Raw genomic sequence first — 23,776 nt, forward strand, 5'->3', positions numbered from 1 at the left:
CGGGCAATCGGTTTTCCGGGGACCGAGTGTTCGGGCCAGCAGGTTTGCGGCGCGGGGCGGCAACGCGGTGCCTGGTCACGGGGGTTGCGCGCCCCGGCGCTCACGGGCGGGTGGCGCGCTCCAGTTCGAGCAGGGCCGAATAGTAACTGCGCCCTGTCGCCCGGTCCATGCCCACCTCGCACATCCGGTTCGCCGACAGATGCGCGTCGAAGGACCGCGCGGTCACCTCCGCCGCCTCGCGCGCCGTCGCCGAGGCCGTCAGCTCCGGGTGCAGCATGCCCCGGTCGCCCGCGAAGGCGCAGCAGCCCGCCTCCTCGGGGACGACCACCTCCTCGGCGCACGCCTCGGCGACCGTGCGCAGCCGGTCCTCGTCGCCCAGGTGCCGCATCGAACAGGTGGGGTGAAGCACGGCCGACCCCACCGTGCGCCGGACCTCCAGGCGCGGCAGCAGCTCCTCGGCGGCCCACACGATCGAATCGAGGATCCGCAGCTCCCCGTGGAGGGCCCGGTTCTCCCGGGTCAGGTACGGGACCACCTCGCGCGCGATGCCCAGCGTGCAGGAGGAGGCGTCGACGACCAGCGGCAGCCGCCCGCCGGCCGTCCAGCCCCAGGCCGCCTCGACGATCCGGTCGGCCATCACCCGGGCGCCGGCCTCGTAGCCCTTGGAGTGCCAGATCGTCGCGCAGCAGGTGCCGCCGAGGTCGCCGGGGATCCAGACGGGCCGTCCGGCCCGCTCCGACACGGCCACCACGGCCTCCGGCAGGGAGGGTCCGGACCGGCCCTCGGGGCCGCCGAAGATCCGGTTCACGCAGGCCGGGTAGTACACGGCGGCGGCGCCCACCCGCCGGGTCGGCGGCAGGCGCCGCGCGGCGGCGCCCGGGAGCCGCGCCGGCCACTGCGGAACCAGGTCGGGACGTACGGCCCTGCGCGCGGCCCCGGTCAGCGCCTCCAGCAGCCGGTCGCCGACCCGGGAGGGGATCCGGTCGGCGGCGGCAACGGCCAGCCGGGCGGCGGACGCGGCGGCCCCGAACCGCCGCGCGGCCAGCGCGGCGACGGCCTCCTCGCGCGGGCCGTGCCGGCGGTGGCGGAAGTCCTTCATCAGCGCCCCGGTGTCGATGCCGACGGGGCAGGCGAGCCGGCAGGTGGAGTCGGCCGCGCAGGTGTCCACCGCGTCGTAGCCGTAGGCCGCGAGCAGTCCGTCCAGTACGGCGGATCCGGGCTGCTGGCGCAGCATCTCGCGGCGCAGCACGATCCGCTGGCGCGGAGTGGTCGTCAGGTCCTCGCTGGGGCACGTCGGTTCGCAGAAGCCGCACTCGATGCAGGGGTCGACCACCGCTTCCACCTGCGGAATCGTCTTCAGTCCGCGTAGATGGGCCCGAGGGTCGCGGTCGAGGAGCACGCGCGGGGCGAGTACCCCCTCCGGGTCGACGAGCCGCTTGGTCCGCCACATCAGCCGGGTGGCGACGGGCCCCCATTCGAGTTCCAGGAAGGGGGCCATGTTCCGGCCCGTGGAGTGCTCGGCCTTCAGGGAGCCGTCGAACCGCTCCACGGTGAGCCGGCAGAAGGCCTCCATGAAGGCCCCGTACCGCTCGACGTCGGCCGGGTCCGCGGCGTCGAAGGCGAGCATGAAATGCAGGTTGCCGTGGGCCGCGTGACCGGCGACGGCCGCGTCGAAGCCGTGCTCCGCCTGGAGGGCGAGGAGCGCCTCGCAGGCTTCGGCCAGCCGGGACGGCGGCACCGCGAAGTCCTCGGTGATCAGGGTGGTGCCCCGGGCGCGGGCGCCGCCGACGGCGGTGACGAAGGCCCTGCGGGCCTGCCAGTAGCCGCCGACGGTCCTCGGGTCGTCGGTGAAGGTGTTGGTGACCGAGGGCACCGGGGCGACCAGGTCGAGCCCGTCGAGGACCCGGGCGGCCCGCTCCGCGCAGGCGTCCCGGCCGGCCGGGTCCGGTGCCCGGAACTCCACGAGCAGGGCCGTGGTCGCCCGGGGCAGGTCCGCCCAGTCTGCGGGCACCCCCGGGACGCTGACCGAGGCGCGCAGGGTGTTGCCGTCCATCAGCTCGACGGCGACGGCTCCCGCCGCGTTGAACAGGGGCACCGCGGCGGCCGCCGCGGGCAGTGAGGGGAAGAACAGCAGGGCGGTGCAGACTTCGCGGTCCAGCGGGAGGGTGTCGAAGACGACCTCGGAGATGAAGCCGAGGGTGCCTTCCGAGCCGACCATGAGTCCCCGCAGGATCTCGACGGGCGTGTTGCCGTCCAGATAGGCGTCGAGGCGGTAGCCGGTGGTGTTCTTGATCTCGTACTTGGCCCGGATCCGCGCGACCAGCGCCGGGTTCGCCTCGATCTCCTGCTTGATCTCCATCAGCCCGTGGCACAGAGCCGGTTCGGCGCGCGCCAGCTCCTCGTCGGCGAGCGGGTCGGCGGTGTCCACGACGGTGCCGCCGGGCAGGACGAAGGTGAGGGAGGAGAGCGTGCGGTAGGAGTTCCGGGTGGTGCCGGCCGTCATTCCGGAGGCGTTGTTGGCGACGACCCCGCCGAGGGTGCACGCGATGGCGCTCGCCGGATCGGGGCCGAGGATCCGGCCGTGGCGGGCGAGGGCGGCGTTGGCCCGGGCCACGGTGGTACCGGGCCTGATCCGGGCCCGCCGGCCCTCCTCCAGCACCTCGATCCCGGCCCAGTGGCGGCGTACGTCGACCAGGATGTCCTCTCCCTGGGCCTGGCCGTTGAGGGAGGTCCCCGCGGCACGGAAGACGACCTCGCGCTGCCGGCCGTGGGCGTACGAGAGCACCGCGGAGACGTCGTCGACGTCCTCGGCGATCACCACGACCTGGGGCACGAAGCGGTAGGGGGAGGCGTCGGAGGCGTAGCGGACCAGGTCGGAGACCTTCCACAGCACCTTCTGCGGGCCGAGCAGCCCGGCCAGCTCGGTGCGCAGCGGCTCCGGCGTGCCGGCGGCCCGGTGCCCGGGGACCCGGTCGGGGGCGGGGCCGCCGATGCTGCGGGGGCGCAGGGCGCCCGGCTTCGGTTCCAGCAGCGGCATGTGCGACCCCTCGCATCGTCCCGGCCCACGGGCGGACCGTTTCAGCAGGTGTGCTCCGCCGGGGCGTCCGACAGGGCGTTCAGCAGACCGCCGAGCACCTCGCGCTGGTCGGGGGTCAACGGAGCCAGGATCTCCTCCGCCGCGTCGGTCCGCGCGTTGCGCAGACGGCGCAGCGTGGCGCGGCCGGTGTCGGTGAGCTCGATCCGGATCACGCGGCGGTTCGCCGGGTCGGGCGCGCGCCGTACGCACCCGGCCGCCTCCAGGCCGTCCACGAGGGTGGTCACCGCGCGGGGGACGACTTCGAGGCGGGTGGCCAGATCCGCCATCCGGGGTGCCTGCTCGCCCTCGTAGTGCGAGACGAGGCGCAGCAAACGACTCTGGGCGGGAGTGATTCCGAGCGGCACCATGTGGCGCTTCTGGATCCGGTGGAGCCTGCGCGTCAGGCGTAGAAGCTGTTCGGCGAGGAGGCGGTCGCTGTCGGAGGCGGAGCTCATGCGGGAACAATATCAGGATGCGGTTCATTGTGAGCATAGGTAACAATGACCTATGCTCCAATGGCCCGGCCGTGCCGAAGGGGACCTCCGTGCAGACACAGACACAGACACAGACACAGACACAGACGCAGACCGACCCGATGCCCGACCTCCGACGACTGATTCCTGACCTCTGACTCCCGACCCCCGAGAGGGCGCCCATGCGCGACGAACCGAAGTGGATCCCATCGAAAGACCCCCTCGACCCCACCCGCCCCGCCCCGGCAGAGCAGCCGCGCGAGCTGCGCCGCATCGTGGGGCTCTTCCGGCCCTACCGCGGCCGGCTCGCCGTCGTCGGCCTGCTGGTCGGCGCCTCCTCGCTGGTCGGCGTCGCCTCGCCGTTCATGCTCCGCGAGATACTCGACGTCGCGATACCGCAGGGCCGCACCGGGCTGCTCAGCCTGCTGGCGCTCGGCATGATCCTGACCGCCGTCGTCACCAGCGTGTTCGGCGTGCTCCAGACCTTCATCTCCACCACTGTCGGTCAGCGCGTCATGCACGACCTGCGCACCGCCGTCTACGCGCAGCTCCAGCGGATGCCGCTGGCCTTCTTCACCCGGACCCGCACCGGAGAGGTGCAGTCCCGCATCGCCAATGACATCGGCGGCATGCAGGCCACCGTCACCTCCACCGCGACCTCGCTCGTCTCGAACCTGACGGCCGTCATCGCCTCCGTGGTCGCCATGCTCGCGCTCGACTGGCGGCTCACCCTGGTCTCGCTGCTCCTGCTCCCCGTCTTCGTGTGGATCAGCCGGCGGGTCGGCCGCGAGCGCAAGAGGATCACCACGAAGCGGCAGAAGCAGATGGCCGCCATGGCCGCGACCGTCACCGAGTCGCTCTCGGTGAGCGGCATTCTGCTCGGCCGGACCATGGGTCGCTCCGAGTCCCTGACCTCGGCCTTCTCCGCGGAGTCGGAGAAGCTCGTCGGCCTGGAGGTGCGCTCCAGCATGGCCGGGCGCTGGCGGATGTCCACCATCGGCATCGTCATGGCCGCGATGCCCGCCCTCATCTACTGGGCGGCCGGCATAGCCCTCCAGAGGGGCACCCCCTCGCTCTCCGTCGGCACCCTCGTCGCCTTCGTCACCCTCCAGCAGGGCCTGTTCCGGCCCGCGGTGAGCCTGCTGTCGACCGGTGTGCAGATACAGACCTCGCTCGCCCTGTTCGCCCGGATCTTCGAGTACCTCGACCTGCCGGTGGACATCACCGAGCGCGCGGACCCGGTGCGGCTGGACCGGGCCAAGGGCGAGGTCACCCTGGAGGACGTGCACTTCACCTACGACGCGAAGAACGGTCCGACCCTCTCCGGGATCGACATCACCGTTCCGGCCGGCGGTTCCCTCGCCGTGGTCGGTCCGACCGGCTCGGGCAAGAGCACGCTCAGCTACCTGGTGCCCCGGCTCTACGACGTCACCGGCGGCCGGGTCGCCCTCGACGGGGTGGACGTGCGCGACCTCGACTTCGACTCGCTGGCCCGCTCGATCGGCGTGGTCTCCCAGGAGACCTACCTCTTCCACGCCTCGGTCGCCGACAACCTGCGCTTCGCCAAGCCGGACGCCACCGATGAAGAGATCGCCGACGCGGCCCGGGCGGCCCAGATCCACGACCACATCGTGTCCCTGCCCGACGGGTACGACACCCTCGTCGGCGAGCGCGGCTACCGGTTCTCCGGGGGTGAGAAGCAGCGCCTGGCCATCGCCCGCACCATCCTGCGGGACCCGCCGGTGCTGATCCTGGACGAGGCCACCAGCGCCCTGGACACCCGCACCGAGCATGCCGTCCAGCAGGCCATCGACAACCTCTCGGCGGGCCGCACCACCATCACCATCGCGCACCGCCTCTCCACCGTCCGCGATGCCGACCAGATCGTGGTCCTGGATGCCGGGCGCATCGCCGAGCGCGGCACCCACGAGGAGCTGCTGAAGGCGGACGGCCGGTACGCGGCCCTGGTCCGCCGGGACCGCGACGCCGCGCTGGCGCCCGAGCCGCCCGAGGGGCTCCAACTGGCTCCGGTGAATGTGTGACCGTATGACCGGCGCACGGGATGGATGCCGGAAATATGACGTATTGCGGGTTAGCGTTACCGTATGCGTCATGAGTATCTGCTGCCGCAGCGCCGTTCCCGGCTGACCCGCCGGGGTCGGCTGGCGCTCTTCCTCGGCACGCTGCTGGCGATCGGTGCGGCCGTCCTGATCCCCATGCTGCGCGGTGGCGAAGTGCCGGAGACGCCACGCCGGCTGCTGATCCCCGAGGGATGGCGGGCCCCGCAGGTGTACGCCGCGGTCGACCGCCAGCTGAAGCTCCCGCCGGGCTCCACGAAGGCGGCGGTGGCCACCGCCGGGCTGGCTCTGCCCGCGGAGGCCAAGGGGAACCCGGAGGGGTACCTCTTCCCGGCGACGTACCCGGTGACCTCGAAGTCCACCCCGGCCCTGCTCCTGGCGCACATGGTGCGAACGGCGAACGAGAAGCTCGCCACCAAGGCCGTCGCCGACGGCGGCAAGGCCCACGGGATGACCCCGTACCAGACGGCCACCCTGGCCAGCATCATCGAGGCGGAGGCGGAGGGTCGCGCCGACATGGGCAGGGTCGCCCGGGTCGTGCACAACCGGCTGGCGAAGTCGATGCCCCTTCAGATGGACTCCACGATCAACTACGCGCTGAACCGCAGCACCGTGGACACCAAACTGAGCGACACGCGGATCGACAGCCCCTTCAACACCTACGAACGCCAGGGCCTGCCGCCCACGCCGATCGACAGCCCGGGGCTGGAGGCGATGGCGGCCGCGGTCGCCCCGACCCCCGGGGACTGGCTGTTCTTCGTCACCGTGAAGCCGGGCGACACCCGCTTCTCGGCGACCTACGAGGAGCACAAGCGGCACGTGGCCGAGTTCAACCGGCTCCGCGCGAGCACCGGCGCCCGGACGGGGCAGGCGGGTCCCGCCGCGCAATGAGCGGCGGCGGCCGGCTGTCTCGCGTCGGGGTGCTGCTCCCTGCCCCGGAAGGCCCCCGAGCGGAGCTCGTGACGGGCCGAGCCCCTGTCGATCAGTGGTCGCACAGGAATCCGGCCCGTGCTGGTGCCAACGTAGAACCGCATCTGACCTGCCGGTTTCATATAGAGCTGGACCCCCTGTTCCACCCATGGCGCCAAATGGCTCGCCATGGCGCCATCGATGCGCCATCATGGTGCCATGAGTGACGCGCTCATCGGCCTCGCAGGCCGTGGGGCGCGTTGCGTGGGGTGGGTCGTCGAGGGGGTCGGATCATGGAGACAGCACAGAGTCGGCGGCAGGCGGCGCCCGGCGCGTTCACGGCCTTCGCCCGGTTCGCGCTCTGCGGCGGAGGGGTGGGGCTCGCCTCCAGCTTCGCCGTGGCCGCCCTCGCCTCCTGGGTTCCCTGGGTCCTGGCCAATGCCCTGATCACCGCGCTCTCCACGCTCCTCGCCACCGAGCTGCACGCCCGCTTCACCTTCGGTGCGGGCGGGCGCGCGACCTGGCACCAGCACGTCCAGTCGGCCGGGTCCGCGGTGGCGGCGTACGGCGTGACCTGCGTGGCGATGCTCCTCCTCCAGCAACTGGTGGCAGCGCCCGGCGCGGTGCTCACCCAGGTCGTCTACCTGTCGGCCTCCGCGCTCGCCGGTGTCGCACGGTTCGCGGTGCTCCGCCTCGTCGTCTTCGCCCGCGGCCGCGCGCAGGCCCCGTCCGGCGTCCGCGCCGCCCTGCCCGTGCCCACGACCGCGGTCCGCCCCGCGGAGCTCTGCCGGGCGGCCTGACCGTCCCGGGGCCGGGCGGCCGGCCCGAGCGGTCAGGGCATCTCGTCCGGGTCGCACGTCGCGCGGCGCAGGCCGATCGTGCGCAGGGCCCGCATCAGCCCCTCCTCGTCGCTCGCGCGGACGAGGTGCACGGCCCCGTCGGCGGTGACGACGTCCAGGTCGCCGGGGGCCCGTTCGGCCCTCGTACGGAGCACCACGCCGCTCGGCGGATCGAGCGCGCGCACCCCCTGGAAGACGCCCAGCGCGGCCGGGTCGTCGCCGAAGCTGCCGGACAGGGTGAGCACCGTGATGTCGGGGAGCAGGATCCGGGCGTGCGCCAGGGCAATGTCGGGCGTGTGGGCGTGGGAGATGACACGGAAGTGCGGGTTGCGCTGAATTCGCGACCGCAGGAGCTCCAGCTCCGCGCCCTCCGGTACGCCGACCACCAGCACCGTCATCACAGTGCCTCATTCTCCGTGGTGGCCGTGCGCCCGTCGAGCGGGGCGCCGGGCCGCGCGCCGGAATCGAATCTCCGGGCCGTGTTGCGATGAGTACGGGCTCCGTGGCCGGTCTACCCTGCAGACCCATTGCCCGGGAGGAGCGGCGGATGACCGATATGAGAACGTTCGACCTGGGGCCCCAGGCCCGGATCGTGGCCCGTCTCGCGGCGGCCGTCCCGGACACCGCGCTCGCCGACCGGACGCCCTGTCCCGCGTACACGGTCGGTGACCTGCTGGCTCACCTGACGGGACTCGCCGTCGCCTTCCGCGACGCCGCCCGCAAGAACCTGGGCTCCACGACGGACACGGACCCCGGCTCGGCTGCGCCCGTGCTGCCCGCGCGCTGGCGCGAGGAACTGCCCGCGGTCCTCGGTGAACTCGCCGAGGCCTGGACGGATCCGGCCGCCTGGACCGGCATGACCCGCGCCGGCGGTGTGGACCTGCCCGGGGACATCGCCGGTGCGGTGGCCGCCGACGAACTGGTGGTGCACGGCTGGGACCTGGCCCGGGCCACCGGCCAGGAGTACGCACCCGACCCGGCCGCGCTGACCGCCTCGCACGCGTTCCTGCTGGCAGCCGCCGAGGAGGGCGACCGCGGCGGGGGCATCTTCGGCCCCGTCGTGCCGGTGCCGGACGAGGCCCCGCTGTTGGACCGGGCCGTCGGGCTGAGCGGGCGTGACCCGGGCTGGCAGCCCCCGCCGTCCCCGTGACGGGGGCGGCATCCCGCCCGGGCACCGCGGATCCCGGCTCTCAGGTCTGGCACTGCTTCGTGGTCGCGGGGGACCAGCCGCTCCAGGCGGCGCCGTCGGCCCGGGCGTGGACCCGGATCTCCACCTTCACGGGGCCGCAGACCCGGGTGGTGCTGCCCACCTCGAGCGGGCCGACGGTCTGGCCGGCTCCGACGTAGGTGCGCCCGCTGCCGATCTTCTCCCAGTGGCCGCCGTCGACCACGCGGAAGTACGCCTCGTAGGAGACGTTGAGTCCCTTCGTCGCGGTGTTGCGCGCCCTGATGTGCGCGGTGATGTCCCGGGTGGGGAATCTTCCTGCCGAGCCCCGCTGGGCACTGATGCAGCCGTTGACGGCCACCCGGCCGGTCGACGTACCCCCGCCGCACGCGACCGCCGCGGCGTGCGCGGGGGCCGGGATCGTCAGCAGGGTCAGCGCGGCTGCGCCCAGGACCGTTCCGGTACGCCTCAGGTGCAAGGTCTCATTCCTTTTCGTCGAGCCGTCAGGCCGTCGGACACTGTCTCCGGAGAGACCATGGCCCGCGCCGAGGCGCGATGAGCAGGGTTTCGGTGGCTTTTTCCCTCAAATGGGTGCAGGTGGGCCATCAGGTCACCGGCTCGCAGGGGCGCGGGTCACCGCGTTGCCGGCACCGCCGCCCCTTCGCGGGCCAGGAGCCGGCGGATCTCGCGGACCGCAGCGCCGCCCGCGCGGTTGGCGCCGATGGTGGACGCCGACGGGCCGTACCCCACCAGGTGGATCCGCTCGTCGCGGACGGCCCGGGTCCCCTCGACCCGGATGCCGCCGCCCGGTTCGCGCAGGCGCAGCGGGGCGAGGTGGTCGACGGCCGCGCGGAACCCGGTGGCCCACAGGATGACGTCCGCGTCGACCCGGGTCCCGTCCGCCCAGGCGACGCCGGTGGGGGTGATCCGGTCGAAGACGGGCCGCCGGTCGAGCACGCCCGAGGCCAGGCCGGCCCGGACGGCTTCGTTCAGCGGGAGCCCGGTCACGCTCACCACGCTCTGCGGCGGCAGACCGCGGCGCACCCGTTCGTCCACCCGGGCCACCGCGGCCCGGCCCTCGGCCTCGCCGAAGCTCCCGTCGCGGAAGACCGGGGGCCGCCGGGTCACCCACGTGGTCCCCGCCGCGACCCGGGAGATCTCCAGCAGGTGCTGCACCGCCGAGGTGCCGCCGCCCACGACGATCACCCGGGCCCCGGCGAACCCCTGCGGCCCCGGATAGTTCGCGGTGTGCAGCTGGCGGCCGCGAAAGGTTTCCTGGCCCGGGTAGCGGGGCCAGAACGGGCGGTCCCAGGTTCCCGTGGCGTTGATCAGGGCGCGCGGCGACCAGACCCCGGCCGAGGTCTCCACCCGCAGCCGCCCCGCGTCCCCCTCGCGTACGGCGGACACCTCCACGGGGCGGCGAACGCGCAGGTCGAAGCGGTCCTCGTAGGCGGCGAAGTACTCCCCGATCACCTCGGACGACGGCCGCAGCGGGTCGGCGCCCGTCAGCTCCATGCCGGGCAGCGCGTGCATGCCGTGGACCTTGCCGTAGGTCAGCGAGGGCCAGCGGAACTGCCAGGCGCCGCCCGGCCGGGGAGCGTGGTCCAGGACCACGTGGTCGATCCCCGCCCGCGTCAGGTGGTAGGCGCCGGACAGGCCGGCCTGTCCGGCGCCTATGACCACCACGTCGACATCCCCGGGCCCGACCGGTTCCGCCGGTTCTCCCGGCTCCGCCGCGTACCGCACCATTTCGTTCACGGTTCTACCAACTTGCGGTGGGCGCCGGATCTTCCCGTGCTACGGCGCGAGCAGCCTCCGGGCCGCCGGCTCCGGGGTCACCCCCTCGCCGAAGCAGTAGGCCTCCTCCAGGTCCGGTCAGCCCGCCGTCGGTCCGGTAGTGCTCGCCGTGGAACTCGTACGGCTCCCCGCGCCAGGCACCGCGTACAGCCGCTCGTGCGCGTAGGCGTGCCGGTCGACCGGGGTGCGGCCGTCGCCGCCGGTGGGCAGGAACCAGTGCAGGCGGACGGTCGTCAGGAGTCCTTCCCGTAGCTGCGCGGGGCGGTGGTGGACGGCGGCAGGTTCCCGTTGAAACGGGTGTCGACGAAGTCCTTGAAGACGACCTTGCCTGGGATGAGCTTCAGCTCGGCGAAGGTGTCGGCCACCTTCTGCTCGGAGACGACGGCCGCGTCGTCGACGGCGACCGGGACCCGGGTGCCGTTGCTGCGCTTCACCGCGTCGAGGGCGACCTCGTACGGCAGCCCCGTCTCCTTCGCCCAGACCTTCGCCCACTCCTCCGGGTGCTTGAACACCCAGTCCTGGGCGCGCTGGAGCCGCTGCAGGTAGTCGCCGATGGCCTTGCTCCTGCCCGCATCCGCCAGGGCGGCGGGCGCCGCGACCTGGAAGCCGAGGCCGTTGACGAGTCCCTCGCCGGAGGTCAGGACCCGGGCACCGGTGCGCAGCACCTGGGAGGTGTACGGGTCCCAGACCGCCCACGCGTCGACCGAGCCGCTGTTGAAGGCGGCCAGTGCGTCGGCGGGCTGGAGGAAGCCGATCGTCACGTCGGTGGGCTTCAGACCGGCCTGTTCCAGGCTCGCGATGAGCTGGAAGTGCGCCGAACTGCCCTGCGCCACCGCGATCTTCTTGCCGCGCAGGTCGGCGGGGGAGCGGAGGGCGGAGTCCTTCGGTACGAGGACGGCCTCGCCCGCCGAGGAGCCGTGCGTGGCGGCCACCACGGTGATCTTCGACTTGGCGGCCGCGGCGAACACCGGCGGCGTGTTGCCGACGCCGCCGATGTCCACGGCCTTGGCGTTGATCGCCTCCAGCAGTGGCGGACCGGAGGTGAAGGTGGACCACTTGATGGTGTAGTCGAGGTTCTCCAGTTCGCCGGCGGCCTTCAGCAGCGACTCGTTGCCGCCCTTCTGGTCCCCGATGCTGAGCGTGACCTTCGCACCGCTCCCGGCGGTCGCCGCCGCGCCGCTCTTCGCGGCGGAGCTGCCGCCGCAGGCGGTGAGGGCCAGGGACAGCGGGATCAGGGTGGCGAGCAGGGGCAGGGAATGGCGTCTCATGTCGCTTCTCTTCGTTCTCTTGACGGGGTGAAAGGTCTTCAGAAGACGCCGAGTTCGGCGAGCAGCCGGGCGCGGAGAGCCGCGAATCCCGGGTCACCGACCGTGCGCGGCCGCTCCAGCGGCACCTGGGTGTCGTGGGCGATCCGCCCCTCGCTCATCACCAGGATCCGGTCGGCCAGCAGCACCGCCTCGTCGACGTCGTGCGTCACCAGCAGCACCGCGCAGCCGCGCCGCTGCCACAGCCGGGCCACCAGTTCCTGGGCCTTGATCCGGGTCAGCGCGTCGAGCGCGCCGAACGGCTCGTCCAGCAGCAGCAGATCCGGTTCGCGCACCAACGCCCGGGCCAGTGAGGCCCGCTGGGCCTCGCCGCCGGACAGGGTCTTGGGCCAGGCGTCCGTACGGTGCTCCAGGCCGACCTCGGCCAGTGCCCGCTCGGCGCGCTCACGATCCGGCCGGCCCGGCAGCCCGAGGAGGACATTGCGCCAGACCCGCTTCCAGGGCATCAGCCGCGGCGCCTGGAAGGCCACCGCCCGGCGCTCCGGTACGAGCACCTCGCCCTCGATCTCGCGGTCCAGGCCCGCCAGGATCCGCAGCAGGGTGGACTTGCCGCAGCCGCTGCGCCCGAGCAGGACGGTGAACTCCCCGGCGCGCACGGTCAGATCGAGCCCGTCGATGACGGCCCGCCCGTCGAAGGACCGGGTCAGTCCGGTCACTTCGACGGCGGCGGCGGTGGCTACTGCCCCGTGAACGTCGGTCGCCATTGCAGCAGCAGCCTTTCGAGAGTGCGGACGACGAGATCGGCGGTCAGGCCGAGGAAGGCGTAGACGACGAGGCAGACGACGATCACGTCGGTACGGAAGAACTCGCGCGCCTGGTTCATCAGGAAGCCGATTCCGGCGTCGGCGTTGATGGACTCCCCGAAGACCAGGGCCAGCCAGGCGGTCGCGAGGGAGTACCGCAGGCCGGTCATGAAGCCGGGCAGCGCGCCGGGCAGCACCACGTGCCGCACCAGGCCCCAGCGTCCGAGCCCCAACGCCCCGCCCGCCTCGATGAGTTGCTCGTCCACCCCGCGGATCCCGGCGTACACGTTCAGGTACAGGTGGAAGGCGGTCCCGAGGGCGATCAGTGCCACCTTCGGTGCCTCGCCGATGCCCATCCAGATGATGAACAGCGGGATGAGGCCCACCCAGGGCACCGTGCGGAGCATCTGGACGCTCGCGTCGATCAGGTCCTCGCCGAGCCGCGACAGCCCGGACAACAGCGCCAGCACCGTCCCCGCCGTCCCGCCGATCACCAGCCCGATCGCGACGCGCTGCAGGGAAACGGCCATCGCTCCCGGCAGCGTGCCGTCCTCGATCAGGTCCGCCCCGGCGGCGGCGATGGTCGACGGCGGCGCGAGCGTGTCGGCCGGCAACCACCCCAGACTGCTCGCCAGTTGCCACAGCGCGAGCAGCAGGAGCGGTCCGGCGGTACGGCGGATCCAGCGGGGTACGGGACGGCGCCGCGCGGAGGTCGCCACGACGGCCACGAGCTCGGGGGCGGCGAGCTGCGCGGATCCGGCTACGGGGGATATGTCGGGCGGGGCATGGCTGATGCTGATGCTCATGGGGGCTCCACGAAAGGAGGGCGGCGAGGCGGGCGGGAGCGCGCACACCGACCGCCCTCGGACCGGCACGGCCGAACGGGGCCGGGAGGAAGGGGGGTTCAGGGGTGTGCGGGCACGCCGGGGGAGGGCGCGGAGCGCTCGTGACAGATCAGGAAGAGGGCGTCAGCAGCCGCGGCGACACGCGGCGGAGGCCACCCGCAGCAGGTCGATGTGACCGCGCGTGGTGAGCATGGCTGAACGCAACATGCGGCGAAACCTAGCCACCCGGCCGGGCCGGGGTCAATGGGCGTCTCGTGTATTGGACGTGCCGTCTCGGAGACCGGGATCACCCGGGGCCTCGGCGGGCGTTCGCGTCATCGGGTGCCGGTGCCGGTGCCGGTGCCGGTGCGGGTGTCACCGGTGCCGCTGCGGCGCAGCGTCGCCAGGACCGGACCGGTCGGCTGCAGGGTGAGCCCGGGGAAGACCCCGACCCTTTCGCTCCCGCTGTCCAGGTGGAACCGCTGGGCCAGCACGGCCAGTACGAGCGCGGCCTCCACCAGCGCGAACCGCGCCCCCAGACAGGCCCGCGGGCCGCCGCCGAAGGGGAACCAGGCGTGTTCGGGCACCGGGTGCGGGGCGTCCGCGTCCCACCGCTCCGGAAGGAAGGCCTCCGGGTCCGGGAACCACCGGGCGTCCCGGTGCACCGACCAGGGGCTGGTCCACACCGAGGTCCCGGCCGGTACCGGGCGCCCGCCGAGGGTCGCCCCCTCCGTGGCCACCGCCGAGATCAGCCAGATCGGCGGATAGATCCGCAGGGCCTCCTTGACCACCTGCTGGGTCCAGGGCAGCCGCACGTAGTCGTCGTAGGTCGGCAGCCGTCCGCCGAGCACCCGGTCCAGCTCCTCCGTCAGCCGGGCCCGCGCCCGGGGCGCCCCCGACAGGAGCTGCCAGGCCCAGGTCAGGGTGGTCGAGGTGGTCTCGTGGCCGCCGATGTAGAGGGTGATCGACTCGTCCCGCAGCTCCGTGCGGGAGAGCGGGCCGCCGTGCTCGTCGCGGGCCGCGAGCAGCCGGCTCAGCAGGTCGTCCCGCTCTACGCCGGCGCGCGATGCCGCCTCGTGCTCCCGTATGACGTGCTCGATCTCCCGGTCGAGCACCGCCACGGCCTCCCGCATCCGGCGCCGCCCGGGCGTGCGCACCCACGGCGGCAGGAACAGCGTCAGCCCCCGGAACTCCGCGCCCAGTTCACGCTGCGCCGTGGCCATGGCCGCGCTGATGGGCGCCTCCCGGCCGGCGGCGTCGCTCCCGAACAGGGTGCGCACCGCGATCCGCTGGGTGAGTCCGGCCATCTCCCGGTGCACGTCGATCCGTTCGCCCGCGCGCCATCCGCTCGCCAGGGCGTCCGCGCACTCCACCATCGTGGCGGCGTACGAGCGCACCTGGCGCGGCCGGACGGCGGGCTGCACCAGGGCCCGTTTGCGCCGCCAGTCGTCCCCGGTGGCGACGACCACCCCGTTCCCCAGCAACTGGCGGAACGCCCAGCCCAGTTCGGTCGGCCGGAAGGTGGACTCGACGGCTCCGAGCAGTTCGCCGGCGTGCTCGGGCCGGGAGACGAGGATGTTGCGCTGCGGGCCGAGCGCCCAGGGCACCCAGTCCCCGTAGCCGTCGCGCAGCGACTCGAAGAAGGCCAGCGGATCGCGGGCGAATGCGGGCAGGTTGCCGAGCAGCGGCCATCGGCGCGGTCCGCCGCTGCGGGCGCCCGGGGTCAGGGTCGCGGTCACGCAGGCATGGTGACAGCCGCCCCCGCAGGGCGCCAGAGAGCGGACCGGGTCTCCTCGGTGGGGCCTCGCACCCTTGACGAGGTCGGCCCGCAGATCGGCTCGGGCATCACCGCCGACCGGCCCGGCACGATGGCTGCGCCGGCCGGGCCGGCGCTTCGCCGATGCCCCTGAGCCCCGGCGAAAGCCCCGGATTCCTGCTGTGGCACGCCACCCTGCGTCGGCAGCGCGACATCGCCGCGGCCCTGACCCGGCTCGATCTCACCCGGGTGCAGTTCGTGCTGCTCGCCTGCACCTGGTGGCTCGACAGTCAGGGTGTGCACCCCAATCGGCTGCGGCGCGCGGTCGGCGCGGTCAGCCAGCCGTACGCCGCGTCCGCGGTGAACTGCGGCTGCCCGCCCGGGAAGAGGAGCCCGGCGGACGCGAATGCGGGGTCATCCGCGATGTCCGGCGCGTACGGGACCGCCACGCAGGCCATGCCCGCGGCCCGGGCGGCGCGTACCCCGGGCGCCGCGTCCTCGACGACCACGCAGTCGGCGGGCTCGGCGCCCAGCCGGCGGGCCGCTTCCAGGAATACGTCCGGAGCTGGCTTGCCGTGCGCGACCTCCTCGGCGGAGACCGCCGTGATCAGCAGCGCGTCCAGCCCGGTGCCGGCCAGGACGGCGTCGATCGCCTCGCGCGAGGAGCCGGAGGCCACGGCCATCTGCGCGCCGTCCGTGTGCAGCCGCTCGACGAGCCGCCGCATCTGCGGGAAGACCTCGGTCCGGGTACGGGCCAGCTCCAGGTAGGCGGCGTTCTGCTCGGCGAGCAGCCGGTCGACCGGCGCCTGGATCCCGTACCGCTCCCGCAGGATCTCCAGGGTCTCCCTCGTGCCGATGCCGATGAAGCGGGAGTGCTGCTCCCACGTGAAATCGGGGACCCCGTGCCGTTCCAGGGTGCGGCGTCCGGACTCGTAGTAGTTCGGCTCGCTGTCCACGAGGGTGCCGTCGAGATCGAATATGACGGAAATCATCCGTTGCGCCCGTCCTGCCCGTTGTGTCCTGCCCTGCTCATCCTGTCAGGCTTTGCCGGCGCTCCTGCCCACGGATTCGACCAGCGGCAGCAGCCGGTGCGCCACCCGCTCGCGCAGGGCCACCTCCGTGCGGGTGCGGACCACGCCCGGGAGCTGGATCAGCCGCTGGATCACATCCTCCAGGTGCCCGTTGTCCCGGGCGGCCACGCGGGTCAGCAGGTCCCCGCCGCCGGTGATCGAGAAGGCCTCGATGATCTCCGGCACGGCGGCCAGCGCGTCACCCACGTCGTCCAGGTGGCCCTGGGTGACCTCGATGTGCACGAACGCCAGCACCGGGTGGCCCAGCGCGGCGGGGGAGAGCACCGGTCCGGTACCGGTGATCACGCCCGTGCGCTCCAGCCGGTCCAGCCGTGCCTGCAGGGTGCCGCGCGCGACGCCGAGGATGCGGGCGTACTCGCGGACGCTGGTGCGCGGCTGCTCGATCAGCAGGCGCAGGATTCTGGTGTCGAGCTCGTCCACCGCCACGCCCCGACTGTACCAATGGCCCCGTTCACCCCGGTCGTTCCCGGCCAGGGGCCGACGGCGGCCGCGTGTGCAGGGCGACATGCCCCGGATACGCCGCCAGGCCCACCGCCACCACGATCACGGCGGGCGGCAGCAGCAGCCATCCCACGGTCCAGCCGGCCCCCACCAGCAGGGCCCCGCACAGGCCGCCGAGGAACATCGCCACGATGGAGAGGCCGCGACGCACCCAGGTGGCCGATCCGTACGCGGCGTCGCCCGGCCCCAGGGTGGAGCCGCCGAGGAAGGCCGTCATCGACCGGGTGATCAGGGTGGTCGGCACCCCCGGGACCTTCGAGCGCATGATCGTGAGGGTCCGCATCCCCATCGCCAGCGAGAGGACCGCCGTGACGATCAGGTGCCGGTGGGTCGGGGATCCGTAGTGCGGGGCGAGACCCCATCCGAGGCCCGCCGCGAGCAGGATCAGTCCGGCTTCCACGGCGAGGCCGTAGACGAACCACCGCCGCCCGCGGACCTCCTCCGTCAGCTCCATCCGGGCCCCGCACGCCACCCCCACGACGAAAGCGACCAGCGAGACCGCGGACGGCAGGGCCGGCAGCTCGCCCGCCCGGGCGGTCCCGAACGCCAGGAACAGCACATTGCCCGTCTGCATCGCCGTGAACACGGGCCCGAGCGCGAGCAGGCTCACGGCCTCCACCAGCCCGGTCACCACCGTCAGTACGAGCAGCAGCGTCGGCAACGCCGGCCAGGCCCGGCGCGCACCCCCTGCGGCCCCGGTTCCACGGCTTTCGTCCATGACGCCCGACAGTGACACGCCCACCCGGGTCCCCCCGCGCCGACATGCCGGAACGCATAGGGTCCGGAGGATGAGTGACCTGTTGCTGGTGAGGCACGGCGAGACCGCATGGAGCGCGAACGGGCGGCACACGGGACGCACCGACATCCCGCTGACCGCACGCGGAGTCGAGGAGGCCATCTCGCTGGCCCCCTTCTTCGGGGACCAGCGGCCCGCACTGGTGCTGACCAGCCCGCTGCGGCGGGCCGTCGCCACCGCACAGCTCGCGGGGCTCACCGGCGGCGAGCCCGACCCCGACCTGTACGAGTGGGACTACGGCGGCTACGAGGGAATCACCACCGCGGAGATCCGGCGGACGACCCCGGACTGGTCCCTGTGGACCCACGGCGTTCCACCCGGTGACGCCGAGCACCCCGGCGAGAGCGCCGCCCAGGTGGGGGTCCGGGCCGACCGTGCCCTGGCCCGCATCGCCCCCGTGCTCCGCGCGGACGGCGGCGACGTGGTCCTGGTGGCCCACGGCCACTTCCTGCGCGTCCTCACCGCCCGCTACCTGCGCCTGGAGCCCGAGCACGGCCGGCTCTTCCTGCTGCGCACCGGAACCGTCAGCGTGCTCTCCACGGAGCACGCACTCCCGGTGATCGCGGGCTGGAACACCCGCCCCTGACCCCGTCCGCCTCGCCTCGCGCGGCGGTGCCGTGTGCGTGACCATTCGTACATGCGTCACGACTCGTACAAGGACCGGGGCGGTGCGGGCGGCGGACCGGAGCCGGAGGGCCGGCAGGAACCGGGGCTCAAGGCCAACGCGATCGGATTCCTCGACGCGCTCGTCATCGGCCTGAACTCGACCTCGCCCGCCTACTCCCTGGCCGCCGTCCTCGGACCGATCGTGGCGCTGGTAGGGATCTACGCACCGGGCGTGATGCTGGCCTCCTTCGTCCCGATGCTGCTCATCGCCGCGGCCTTCTACTACCTCAACAAGGTCGACCAGGACTGCGGGACGACCTTCTCGTGGGTCACCCGGGCCATGGGCCCCTGGGCGGGCTGGCTCGGCGGCTGGGCCATCGCCATGACCGGCGTCCTGGTCATCGGCTCGCTCGCGGACGTCGCCGTGCACTTCGGCCTGCTCGCCGTCGGACTCGACAGCTGGGCCGCCAACGCATGGATCCGGCAGATCCTCACCGTCGTGGTGATCCTGGTCATGACCGGGATCTGCGTCATCGGCACCGAACTCTCGGCCCACCTCCAGGACATCCTCATCCTCGCCCAGGTCTTCTTCCTGCTGGCCTTCGCCGTGGTCGCCATCTACCGCGTCTACGCCGGCACCAGCACCCTGGAGGAGATCGAGCCCTCCCTCTCCTGGCTCAACCCCTTCGGCGCCGGCGGCGCCGCCCTCACCGGAGGGCTGCTGCTCGGCGTGTTCATCTACTGGGGCTGGGAGTCCGCGGTCAACCTCACCGAGGAGGTCGAGAACTCCGCCACCGCGCCCGGCAAGGCAGGCATCTGGTCGACGGTCATCCTCCTGGTCACCTACCTGTCCGTGGGCTTCGCGGTCGTCGCCTACGCCGGTACCGCCTATCTCGCCGAGAACGCGGGCGAGGAGGAGGCCATCTTCGCGGTGCTCGCCCACGAGGTCATGGGCGGCTGGGACTGGGTGGTGCTCCTCGCCGTCTCCACGTCCGCGCTCGCCTCCACCCAGACCACGATCATCCCCGCCTCCCGCACCGCCCTGTCCATGGCCCGCCGGCACGCCCTGCCGCACAAGCTGGCGCACATCCACCCGCGGTTCCGGACCCCGGACGTGAGCACGTGGTGGGTGGCCGGCATCGCCATCGGCTGGTACCTGATCGTCAACCAGATCAGCGAGAACGCGCTCCTGGACTCGCTCACCGCGCTCTCCCTGCTCATCGCCTTCTACTACGCGCTCACCGGCCTGGCCTGCGCCATCTACTACCGCCGCCACCTGTTCGAGAACCTGCACAACTTCCTGCTGATCGGACTCGGTCCGGTGCTCGGCGCCGGCCTGCTGGTCTGGCTGCTGGTGGAGTCGATCGGCGACATGTCCAACCCGGACAACTCGGCCAGCGGCGTCTCCTGGTTCGGCCTCGGCCCGCCCCTGGTCATCGGCATCGCCATCGCGCTCGTGGGCGTGGCCGTCATGTGCTTCTGGCGGGTACGGGACGGCAGGTTCTGGCAGGAGCGGCGCTCGGTCGCCGACCCGGCCCTCGTCCACGCCGGGAAGGGCGAGGGGGTGTCCTGATGTCCGTGGTCCTCGGGTACGACGAGTCACCGGGCGCGGAACGGGCCCTGCAGGTGGCACTGGAGGTGGCCACCGCCTTCGGCGAGCCCCTCGTCCTCGTGTACGGCGCGGCCGCTCCGGGCCCCACGGGAGAGGAGTACCGGGCCCATCACGAGGCCGTGCGCCAGGCCGGCCGCAGCGCCCTGGCGCACGCCGTCGAGGAGGCCGACGCGGCGGGCGTGCCGACCGCGGTCGAAGTGGCCGACGAAAAGCCCGCCCAGGCGCTGCTGGACGCGGCCGAGCGCCACCACGCCAGGGTCATCATCGTCGGCAGCTGGGGCGACAGCCCGATGCGCGGAGCCCTGCTCGGCTCCACCCCGCACAAGCTCCTGCACCTGTCGCCGATCCCGGTGCTGTGCGTACCGACCGGGCCGGAGGACGCCTGAACGCCCGAACAGCCGTGGTGCGGCCGCGTCGGACGACTCCCCTCCGGCCCGGTACCGGTCGCCGGCCGTCAGGGACCGGAGAGGGCGTTCTCGGGCTCTGCCTTCACCGGGGCCCGGGGGTCCACCTCCTTCCCCGCGCGCAGCCGGGTCAGGGCCGGGCTGGTGACGGCCGTCGTCACCAGGGCCATCAGCACCAGCATGGTGAACAGCTGCGGCCCGATGACACCGAGTTCCAGCCCGACGTTGAGCACGACCAGCTCGGTCAGCCCCCGGCAGTTCATGAGGGCGCCGATCGACAGGGCCTCCCGCCACGGTCTTCCACAGGCGCGCGCCGCACCCGTCGCGCCGCCCCACTTTCCGAGGAAGGCGACGAAGAGGATGGCGGCCGTCCACAGCCACAGTTCCGGCGAGGCCGTCAGGCCCCCGATGTCCGTACGCAGCCCCGTGTGCACGAAGAACAGGGGCAGCAGCACGGGCACCGTGAACGCGCGCAGCCGGGCCGCCGAAGCCTCGATGCGCTGCCCGGTGCGCGGGGTGATCACCCCGAACAGGAACGCCCCGAACAGCGCGTGCACGCCGATCAGGTCCGTGGCCAGCGCGGACAGGCTCAGCCCGCTGAAGATCGCCACGAGGACCGCCGCGTCCCCGCCGCGGTCCACACGGGCCGCCCAGCGGGCCAGGAGCGGTCGCACCGCGTACAGCATCACCAGGGTGAAGGCCACGGCGAGCCCGGCCGTGGTGGCCGCCTCCATCGGGGACCCGGCCGTCGAGAGGGCCACCACCAGCGCCAGCAGGCACCACGCGACGACATCGTCCACGGCCGCGCAGGCCATGGCGAGGGCGCCGAGCGGGGTCCCGTACAGGCCCCGGTCGATGAGGATCCGGGCGAGGACCGGGAACGCGGTGATGCTCATGGCCACCGCCATGAACAGGGTGAACGGCATCCGGCCCACCCCCTCGGGGGCGAACCCGTCGTACATCGCGAGGGCGAGCAGTGCGCCCAGGGTCAGCGGCAGCAGCATGCCCGCCTGGCTCACCGCCACCGCGACCCGGGTGTGACCGCGCAGGCTCCCCAGGTCCAGCTCCAGCCCGACCAGGAACATGAAGGCGAGCAGCCCGAGCTGCCCGAGCACCGAGGTGTACGGCAGCACGGACGGCGGGAAGAGCGCGTGCTGGGCCTGCGGCCAGAGCCAGCCCAGCAGCGAGGGGCCCAGCAGGATGCCGGTGGCGATCTCGCCCACCACCGGGGGCTGCCCGAACCGGCGGCAGACGGCGGCCCCCACCTGGCTCGCCAGGATCACCACCGGAACGGCGACCAGCAGGGCGGGCAGCGGGTCAGCGGACGACACGGGTACCTCCTTCGGGCGCGGCGGGTCGCAGGGTGCCGGGCAGGCCGCGGTGCGGGGCCGGCTGCGCGGCCGGCTGGGGGGCGGCGGCCGCCGCGGACCAGGGGGCGTAGCGGCGCAGCCCGTAGAGCAGCGGCTGCCGGTCGTCGCGCACGGTCACCCGCCGGACCTCGGCGAAGACGGCCGTGTGGTCCCCGAAGCCGACGGTTCTGACCACGGCGCAGTCCGCGACGGCGTGGGCGTCCGCCGTCAGGTGCGGTCCGCCCGCCCCCAGCGGCAGCCGCCACTCGATGCGGTCGAAGCGGTCGGGCGCCCCGGAGGCGAACAGGTCCGAGGTGCCGCGGGCCCGCTCGTGCAGCAGGTTGAGCGCGAAGTGGCCCTCGGCGAGCAGCACAGCGAGGGTCGGGCTCGCGGCTCGTATGCACACCACGAGGGTCGCCGGTGCGAGGGCGACGCTCGCGAGGGAGGTGCAGGTCAGGCCGTGCGGCACGGAATCGGAATCCAGGGTGGTGACGACGGACACCCCGGTGGGGAAGGCGGCCATGAAGGGACGGATGTCCGCAGGCAGGCCCCCGGCCGACTCGTCCGGTGCGGCGGGGTGGGGCACGGAGCGTTGGGGCATGTCTGACTCCTGAGGTGGCTGAAGCAACTGCGGCCCGGCAGCCGGCGAAAGAGCCGTGCTGCCGGGCCGTTGGAGCGGTGGGCCTTACGCGCCGTGCAGTTGGCGCAGGTAGTCGTAGGCACTCGGCAGGGTCTCCAGCAGATTCTGCTGCTGGCGCTTGACCGTGTCGAAGAGTGGTTCGGCACCGGCCACCGAGTCCGGGCGGTGCGCCAGGGAGGGCAGCGGGGCGTCCGGCTCCAGGCCGAGGCCCGCGAAGATGCAGTAGTAGCTGCCGTTGGTCCAGAAGTTGCGGAACTCGGCCTCGAAGTTGCCGTAGTACGTCGACTCGTCGGTGATCGGCGAGTTGATGGGCAGGCCGGCCTTGTAGGCGGAGATCTTCTGCTGGATGTTGTCGGGGAGGGTCAGCTTCTTGTTGGCCTGCCAGAACGGCGTGTCGTTGCGCGGCGCGTAGAAGAAGTGCGCCTGGATGAAGTCGCGGGTGTCGTCGAACATCACCTCGATCTCGTGGTTGAAGCTGTTGACCAGACCCTCGTTGAAGGTCTTGTCCGGGAAGTGCTTGGCCAGCTGGTAGATGGCGGCGGTGATGAAGTAGATGCCGGTCGACTCCAGGGGCTCCAGGAAGCAGGAGGACAGGCCGATGCTCACGACGTTCTTCACCCACGCCCGGCGGTTGCGGCCCACGCGGAAGCGGATGTGGTTGAACTTCGTCTCCTCCACGTCCAGGCCCCACATGTCCGCGAACTCGCGGGTGGCGGTGTCCTGGTCGGTGAACTTGCTGGAGTACACGTAGCCGGTGCCGAAGCGACCCAGCATGGGGATCTTCCAGGCCCAGCCGGACGACATGGCGATCGCCGAGGTGTACGGCTCCACACCGTTCGCCTCGTCGTCGTGCGGGACCGCCGTCGCCACCGCGCTGTCGCACAGCAGGTGGTCGCTCATGTCGATGAAGGGCTCCTCCATCGCCTGGTTGATCAGCAGGCCGCGGAAGCCCGAGCAGTCCACGAACAGATCGGCGTCCAGCGCCAGTCCGCCCTTGGTGTGCAGCGTGGTCACGTAGCCGCGGTCGTCCTGCTCGACGCGCACCATCTCGTCCTGAACGTGGTTCACGCCCTGCTTCTCGGTGCTGAAGCGGCGCAGGAAGTCGGCCACGAGCTGGGCGTCGAAGTGCCAGGCGTACCGGGTGGCCGGACGGCCGTCGAGCCAGCGCGGGGCCTTCATGGCGTCCATCACGGGGGGCTCGCGGAAGCAGGCGTAGTCGAACGGCTCGGTGGTGCGGCCCTCGTACTTGCGCTTGAACCAGTAGTGCGACAGCGGGGTCTGGTCGTAGTCGGGCAGCAGCCCGAAGGGGTGGTAGAAGTGGTCGGGGCCGCCGCCCGGCAGCTCGCGCGCCGTCGACTCGCCCTGCCCGTCGGTCCGCCAGTTGACGAAGCGCACGGCCATCTTGAAGCTCGCGTTGCACTCCCGCATCCACTCGTCCTCGGCGATGCCCAGGTAGTCGAAGAAGGAGCGCTGCAGATTGGGCACGGTGGCCTCGCCGACACCGATGCGCGGGATCGACGGCGCTTCGAGCACGGTGATGTCGACCGTTCCCTGCAGCGCCTTTCCGAGGTATGCGGCCGTCATCCAGCCGGCCGTGCCGCCGCCCAGGATGACGACCTTCTGAAGCCGGGTGTCGCTGCTGGTCATGAAACAGCCCTCATTTCGGATTCGGCGGTTCGGGTGGTCGTGCTCATCAGTGTCGAAAGCCGCCCTATCACCGCTCTACACCGATGCGATCCGGCCGTTGTAGGGCCGTCGTAGACCCCCCGGACACACTCCTCGCAGGCAGAGC

General features: G+C 72.6%; 23 protein-coding genes. 7 read left to right on the plus strand and 16 right to left on the minus strand.

Annotated elements, in window-relative coordinates; translation table 11 throughout:
* Positions 1-100: 100 nt before the first annotated feature.
* Positions 101-3,037 carry an FAD-binding and (Fe-S)-binding domain-containing protein gene (locus tag OG373_RS33860; RefSeq protein WP_405442314.1) on the minus strand — a complete coding sequence of 979 codons (2,937 nt, stop codon included), beginning with the start codon at positions 3,035-3,037 and terminating at the stop codon, positions 101-103.
* A gap of 41 nt (positions 3,038-3,078) precedes the next feature.
* Positions 3,079-3,531, minus strand: coding sequence for a MarR family winged helix-turn-helix transcriptional regulator (locus OG373_RS33865; RefSeq protein WP_397734106.1), 453 nt, complete (start codon positions 3,529-3,531; stop codon positions 3,079-3,081).
* Between the two features lie 200 nt (positions 3,532-3,731).
* On the opposite strand from OG373_RS33865, the gene OG373_RS33870 reads away from it, so the two are divergent.
* The 3 genes from OG373_RS33870 to OG373_RS33880 all read left to right on the plus strand — a co-directional run bounded on the left by OG373_RS33870 (position 3,732) and on the right by OG373_RS33880 (position 7,336).
* Positions 3,732-5,591, plus strand: a complete 1,860-nt coding sequence (locus OG373_RS33870) for an ABC transporter ATP-binding protein (RefSeq protein WP_405442316.1) — start codon at positions 3,732-3,734, stop codon at positions 5,589-5,591.
* Between the two features lie 63 nt (positions 5,592-5,654).
* Complete coding sequence (mltG, locus tag OG373_RS33875) at positions 5,655-6,518, plus strand: endolytic transglycosylase MltG (RefSeq protein ID WP_405442318.1); 864 nt, start codon at positions 5,655-5,657, stop codon at positions 6,516-6,518.
* A 311-nt stretch (positions 6,519-6,829) separates the two neighbouring features.
* Complete coding sequence (locus OG373_RS33880; RefSeq protein WP_405442319.1) at positions 6,830-7,336, plus strand: hypothetical protein; 507 nt, start codon at positions 6,830-6,832, stop codon at positions 7,334-7,336.
* Positions 7,337-7,368: 32 nt separating this feature from the next.
* Here the strand turns inward: OG373_RS33880 and OG373_RS33885 are convergent, their stop codons facing one another.
* A complete protein-coding gene (locus OG373_RS33885) occupies positions 7,369-7,773 on the minus strand; it encodes a hypothetical protein (RefSeq protein ID WP_397734099.1) in 405 nt (134 codons plus the stop codon).
* A gap of 149 nt (positions 7,774-7,922) precedes the next feature.
* Here OG373_RS33885 and OG373_RS33890 point away from each other — a divergent pair, with 149 nt between their 5' ends.
* Complete coding sequence (locus OG373_RS33890) at positions 7,923-8,525, plus strand: TIGR03086 family metal-binding protein (protein ID WP_405442321.1); 603 nt, start codon at positions 7,923-7,925, stop codon at positions 8,523-8,525.
* Positions 8,526-8,565: 40 nt separating this feature from the next.
* On the opposite strand, the gene OG373_RS33895 is transcribed toward OG373_RS33890, so the two are convergent.
* From OG373_RS33895 to OG373_RS33940, 10 genes are all read right to left on the minus strand, one after another.
* Positions 8,566-9,018, minus strand: coding sequence for a hypothetical protein (locus tag OG373_RS33895; RefSeq protein ID WP_405442323.1), 453 nt, complete (start codon positions 9,016-9,018; stop codon positions 8,566-8,568).
* Positions 9,019-9,173: 155 nt separating this feature from the next.
* Positions 9,174-10,289, minus strand: a complete 1,116-nt coding sequence (locus OG373_RS33900; RefSeq protein WP_405444295.1) for an FAD-dependent oxidoreductase — start codon at positions 10,287-10,289, stop codon at positions 9,174-9,176.
* Between the two features lie 281 nt (positions 10,290-10,570).
* Positions 10,571-11,605, minus strand: a complete 1,035-nt coding sequence (locus OG373_RS33905; RefSeq protein WP_405442325.1) for an ABC transporter substrate-binding protein — start codon at positions 11,603-11,605, stop codon at positions 10,571-10,573.
* A gap of 38 nt (positions 11,606-11,643) precedes the next feature.
* Positions 11,644-12,366: an ABC transporter ATP-binding protein gene (locus OG373_RS33910; RefSeq protein WP_405442327.1), complete on the minus strand. Its 723-nt coding sequence runs from the start codon at positions 12,364-12,366 to the stop codon at positions 11,644-11,646.
* Positions 12,339-13,205 (minus strand): ABC transporter permease, encoded by an 867-nt coding sequence (locus OG373_RS33915; RefSeq protein WP_405444297.1) that lies wholly within the window; start codon positions 13,203-13,205, stop codon positions 12,339-12,341. Before OG373_RS33915 ends, OG373_RS33910 begins: the two co-directional genes overlap by 28 nt.
* 168 nt (positions 13,206-13,373) lie before the next feature.
* Positions 13,374-13,457: a putative leader peptide gene (locus OG373_RS33920; protein WP_351276907.1), complete on the minus strand. Its 84-nt coding sequence runs from the start codon at positions 13,455-13,457 to the stop codon at positions 13,374-13,376.
* A 107-nt stretch (positions 13,458-13,564) separates the two neighbouring features.
* Positions 13,565-14,968, minus strand: coding sequence for a cytochrome P450 (locus OG373_RS33925; RefSeq protein ID WP_405442329.1), 1,404 nt, complete (start codon positions 14,966-14,968; stop codon positions 13,565-13,567).
* Between the two features lie 307 nt (positions 14,969-15,275).
* Complete coding sequence (locus tag OG373_RS33930; protein WP_405442330.1) at positions 15,276-15,977, minus strand: HAD family hydrolase; 702 nt, start codon at positions 15,975-15,977, stop codon at positions 15,276-15,278.
* Between the two features lie 45 nt (positions 15,978-16,022).
* Positions 16,023-16,502 (minus strand): Lrp/AsnC family transcriptional regulator, encoded by a 480-nt coding sequence (locus tag OG373_RS33935; protein ID WP_397734077.1) that lies wholly within the window; start codon positions 16,500-16,502, stop codon positions 16,023-16,025.
* A 25-nt stretch (positions 16,503-16,527) separates the two neighbouring features.
* On the minus strand, positions 16,528-17,295 hold the full coding sequence (locus OG373_RS33940) for a YoaK family protein (RefSeq protein ID WP_405442332.1): 768 nt from the start codon (positions 17,293-17,295) through the stop codon (positions 16,528-16,530).
* Between the two features lie 70 nt (positions 17,296-17,365).
* Between OG373_RS33940 and OG373_RS33945 the strand changes: the two genes are divergently transcribed.
* Genes OG373_RS33945 through OG373_RS33955 form a run of 3 tightly spaced genes read left to right on the plus strand, consistent with a single transcriptional unit; the run spans position 17,366 to position 19,977 of the window.
* Entirely contained in the window at positions 17,366-17,959 is a 594-nt protein-coding gene (locus OG373_RS33945; protein WP_405442334.1) for a histidine phosphatase family protein, read from the plus strand.
* A gap of 51 nt (positions 17,960-18,010) precedes the next feature.
* Entirely contained in the window at positions 18,011-19,552 is a 1,542-nt protein-coding gene (locus OG373_RS33950; RefSeq protein ID WP_405442336.1) for an APC family permease, read from the plus strand.
* Positions 19,552-19,977 (plus strand): universal stress protein, encoded by a 426-nt coding sequence (locus tag OG373_RS33955; protein ID WP_397734069.1) that lies wholly within the window; start codon positions 19,552-19,554, stop codon positions 19,975-19,977. Before OG373_RS33950 ends, OG373_RS33955 begins: the two co-directional genes overlap by 1 nt.
* A 68-nt stretch (positions 19,978-20,045) precedes the next feature.
* Here the strand turns inward: OG373_RS33955 and OG373_RS33960 are convergent, their stop codons facing one another.
* The 3 genes from OG373_RS33960 to OG373_RS33970 form a co-directional block, all read right to left on the minus strand.
* Complete coding sequence (locus tag OG373_RS33960) at positions 20,046-21,326, minus strand: cation:proton antiporter (protein ID WP_405442338.1); 1,281 nt, start codon at positions 21,324-21,326, stop codon at positions 20,046-20,048.
* Positions 21,313-21,945 carry a flavin reductase family protein gene (locus tag OG373_RS33965; protein WP_405442340.1) on the minus strand — a complete coding sequence of 211 codons (633 nt, stop codon included), beginning with the start codon at positions 21,943-21,945 and terminating at the stop codon, positions 21,313-21,315. The genes OG373_RS33960 and OG373_RS33965 overlap by 14 nt, the downstream gene beginning before the upstream one ends.
* An 84-nt stretch (positions 21,946-22,029) precedes the next feature.
* Complete coding sequence (locus tag OG373_RS33970) at positions 22,030-23,631, minus strand: tryptophan halogenase family protein (protein WP_398673160.1); 1,602 nt, start codon at positions 23,629-23,631, stop codon at positions 22,030-22,032.
* Positions 23,632-23,776 lie beyond the last annotated feature (145 nt).

This window comes from Streptomyces avidinii (genome assembly GCF_045161815.1).
Classification (GTDB): domain Bacteria; phylum Actinomycetota; class Actinomycetes; order Streptomycetales; family Streptomycetaceae; genus Streptomyces; species Streptomyces avidinii.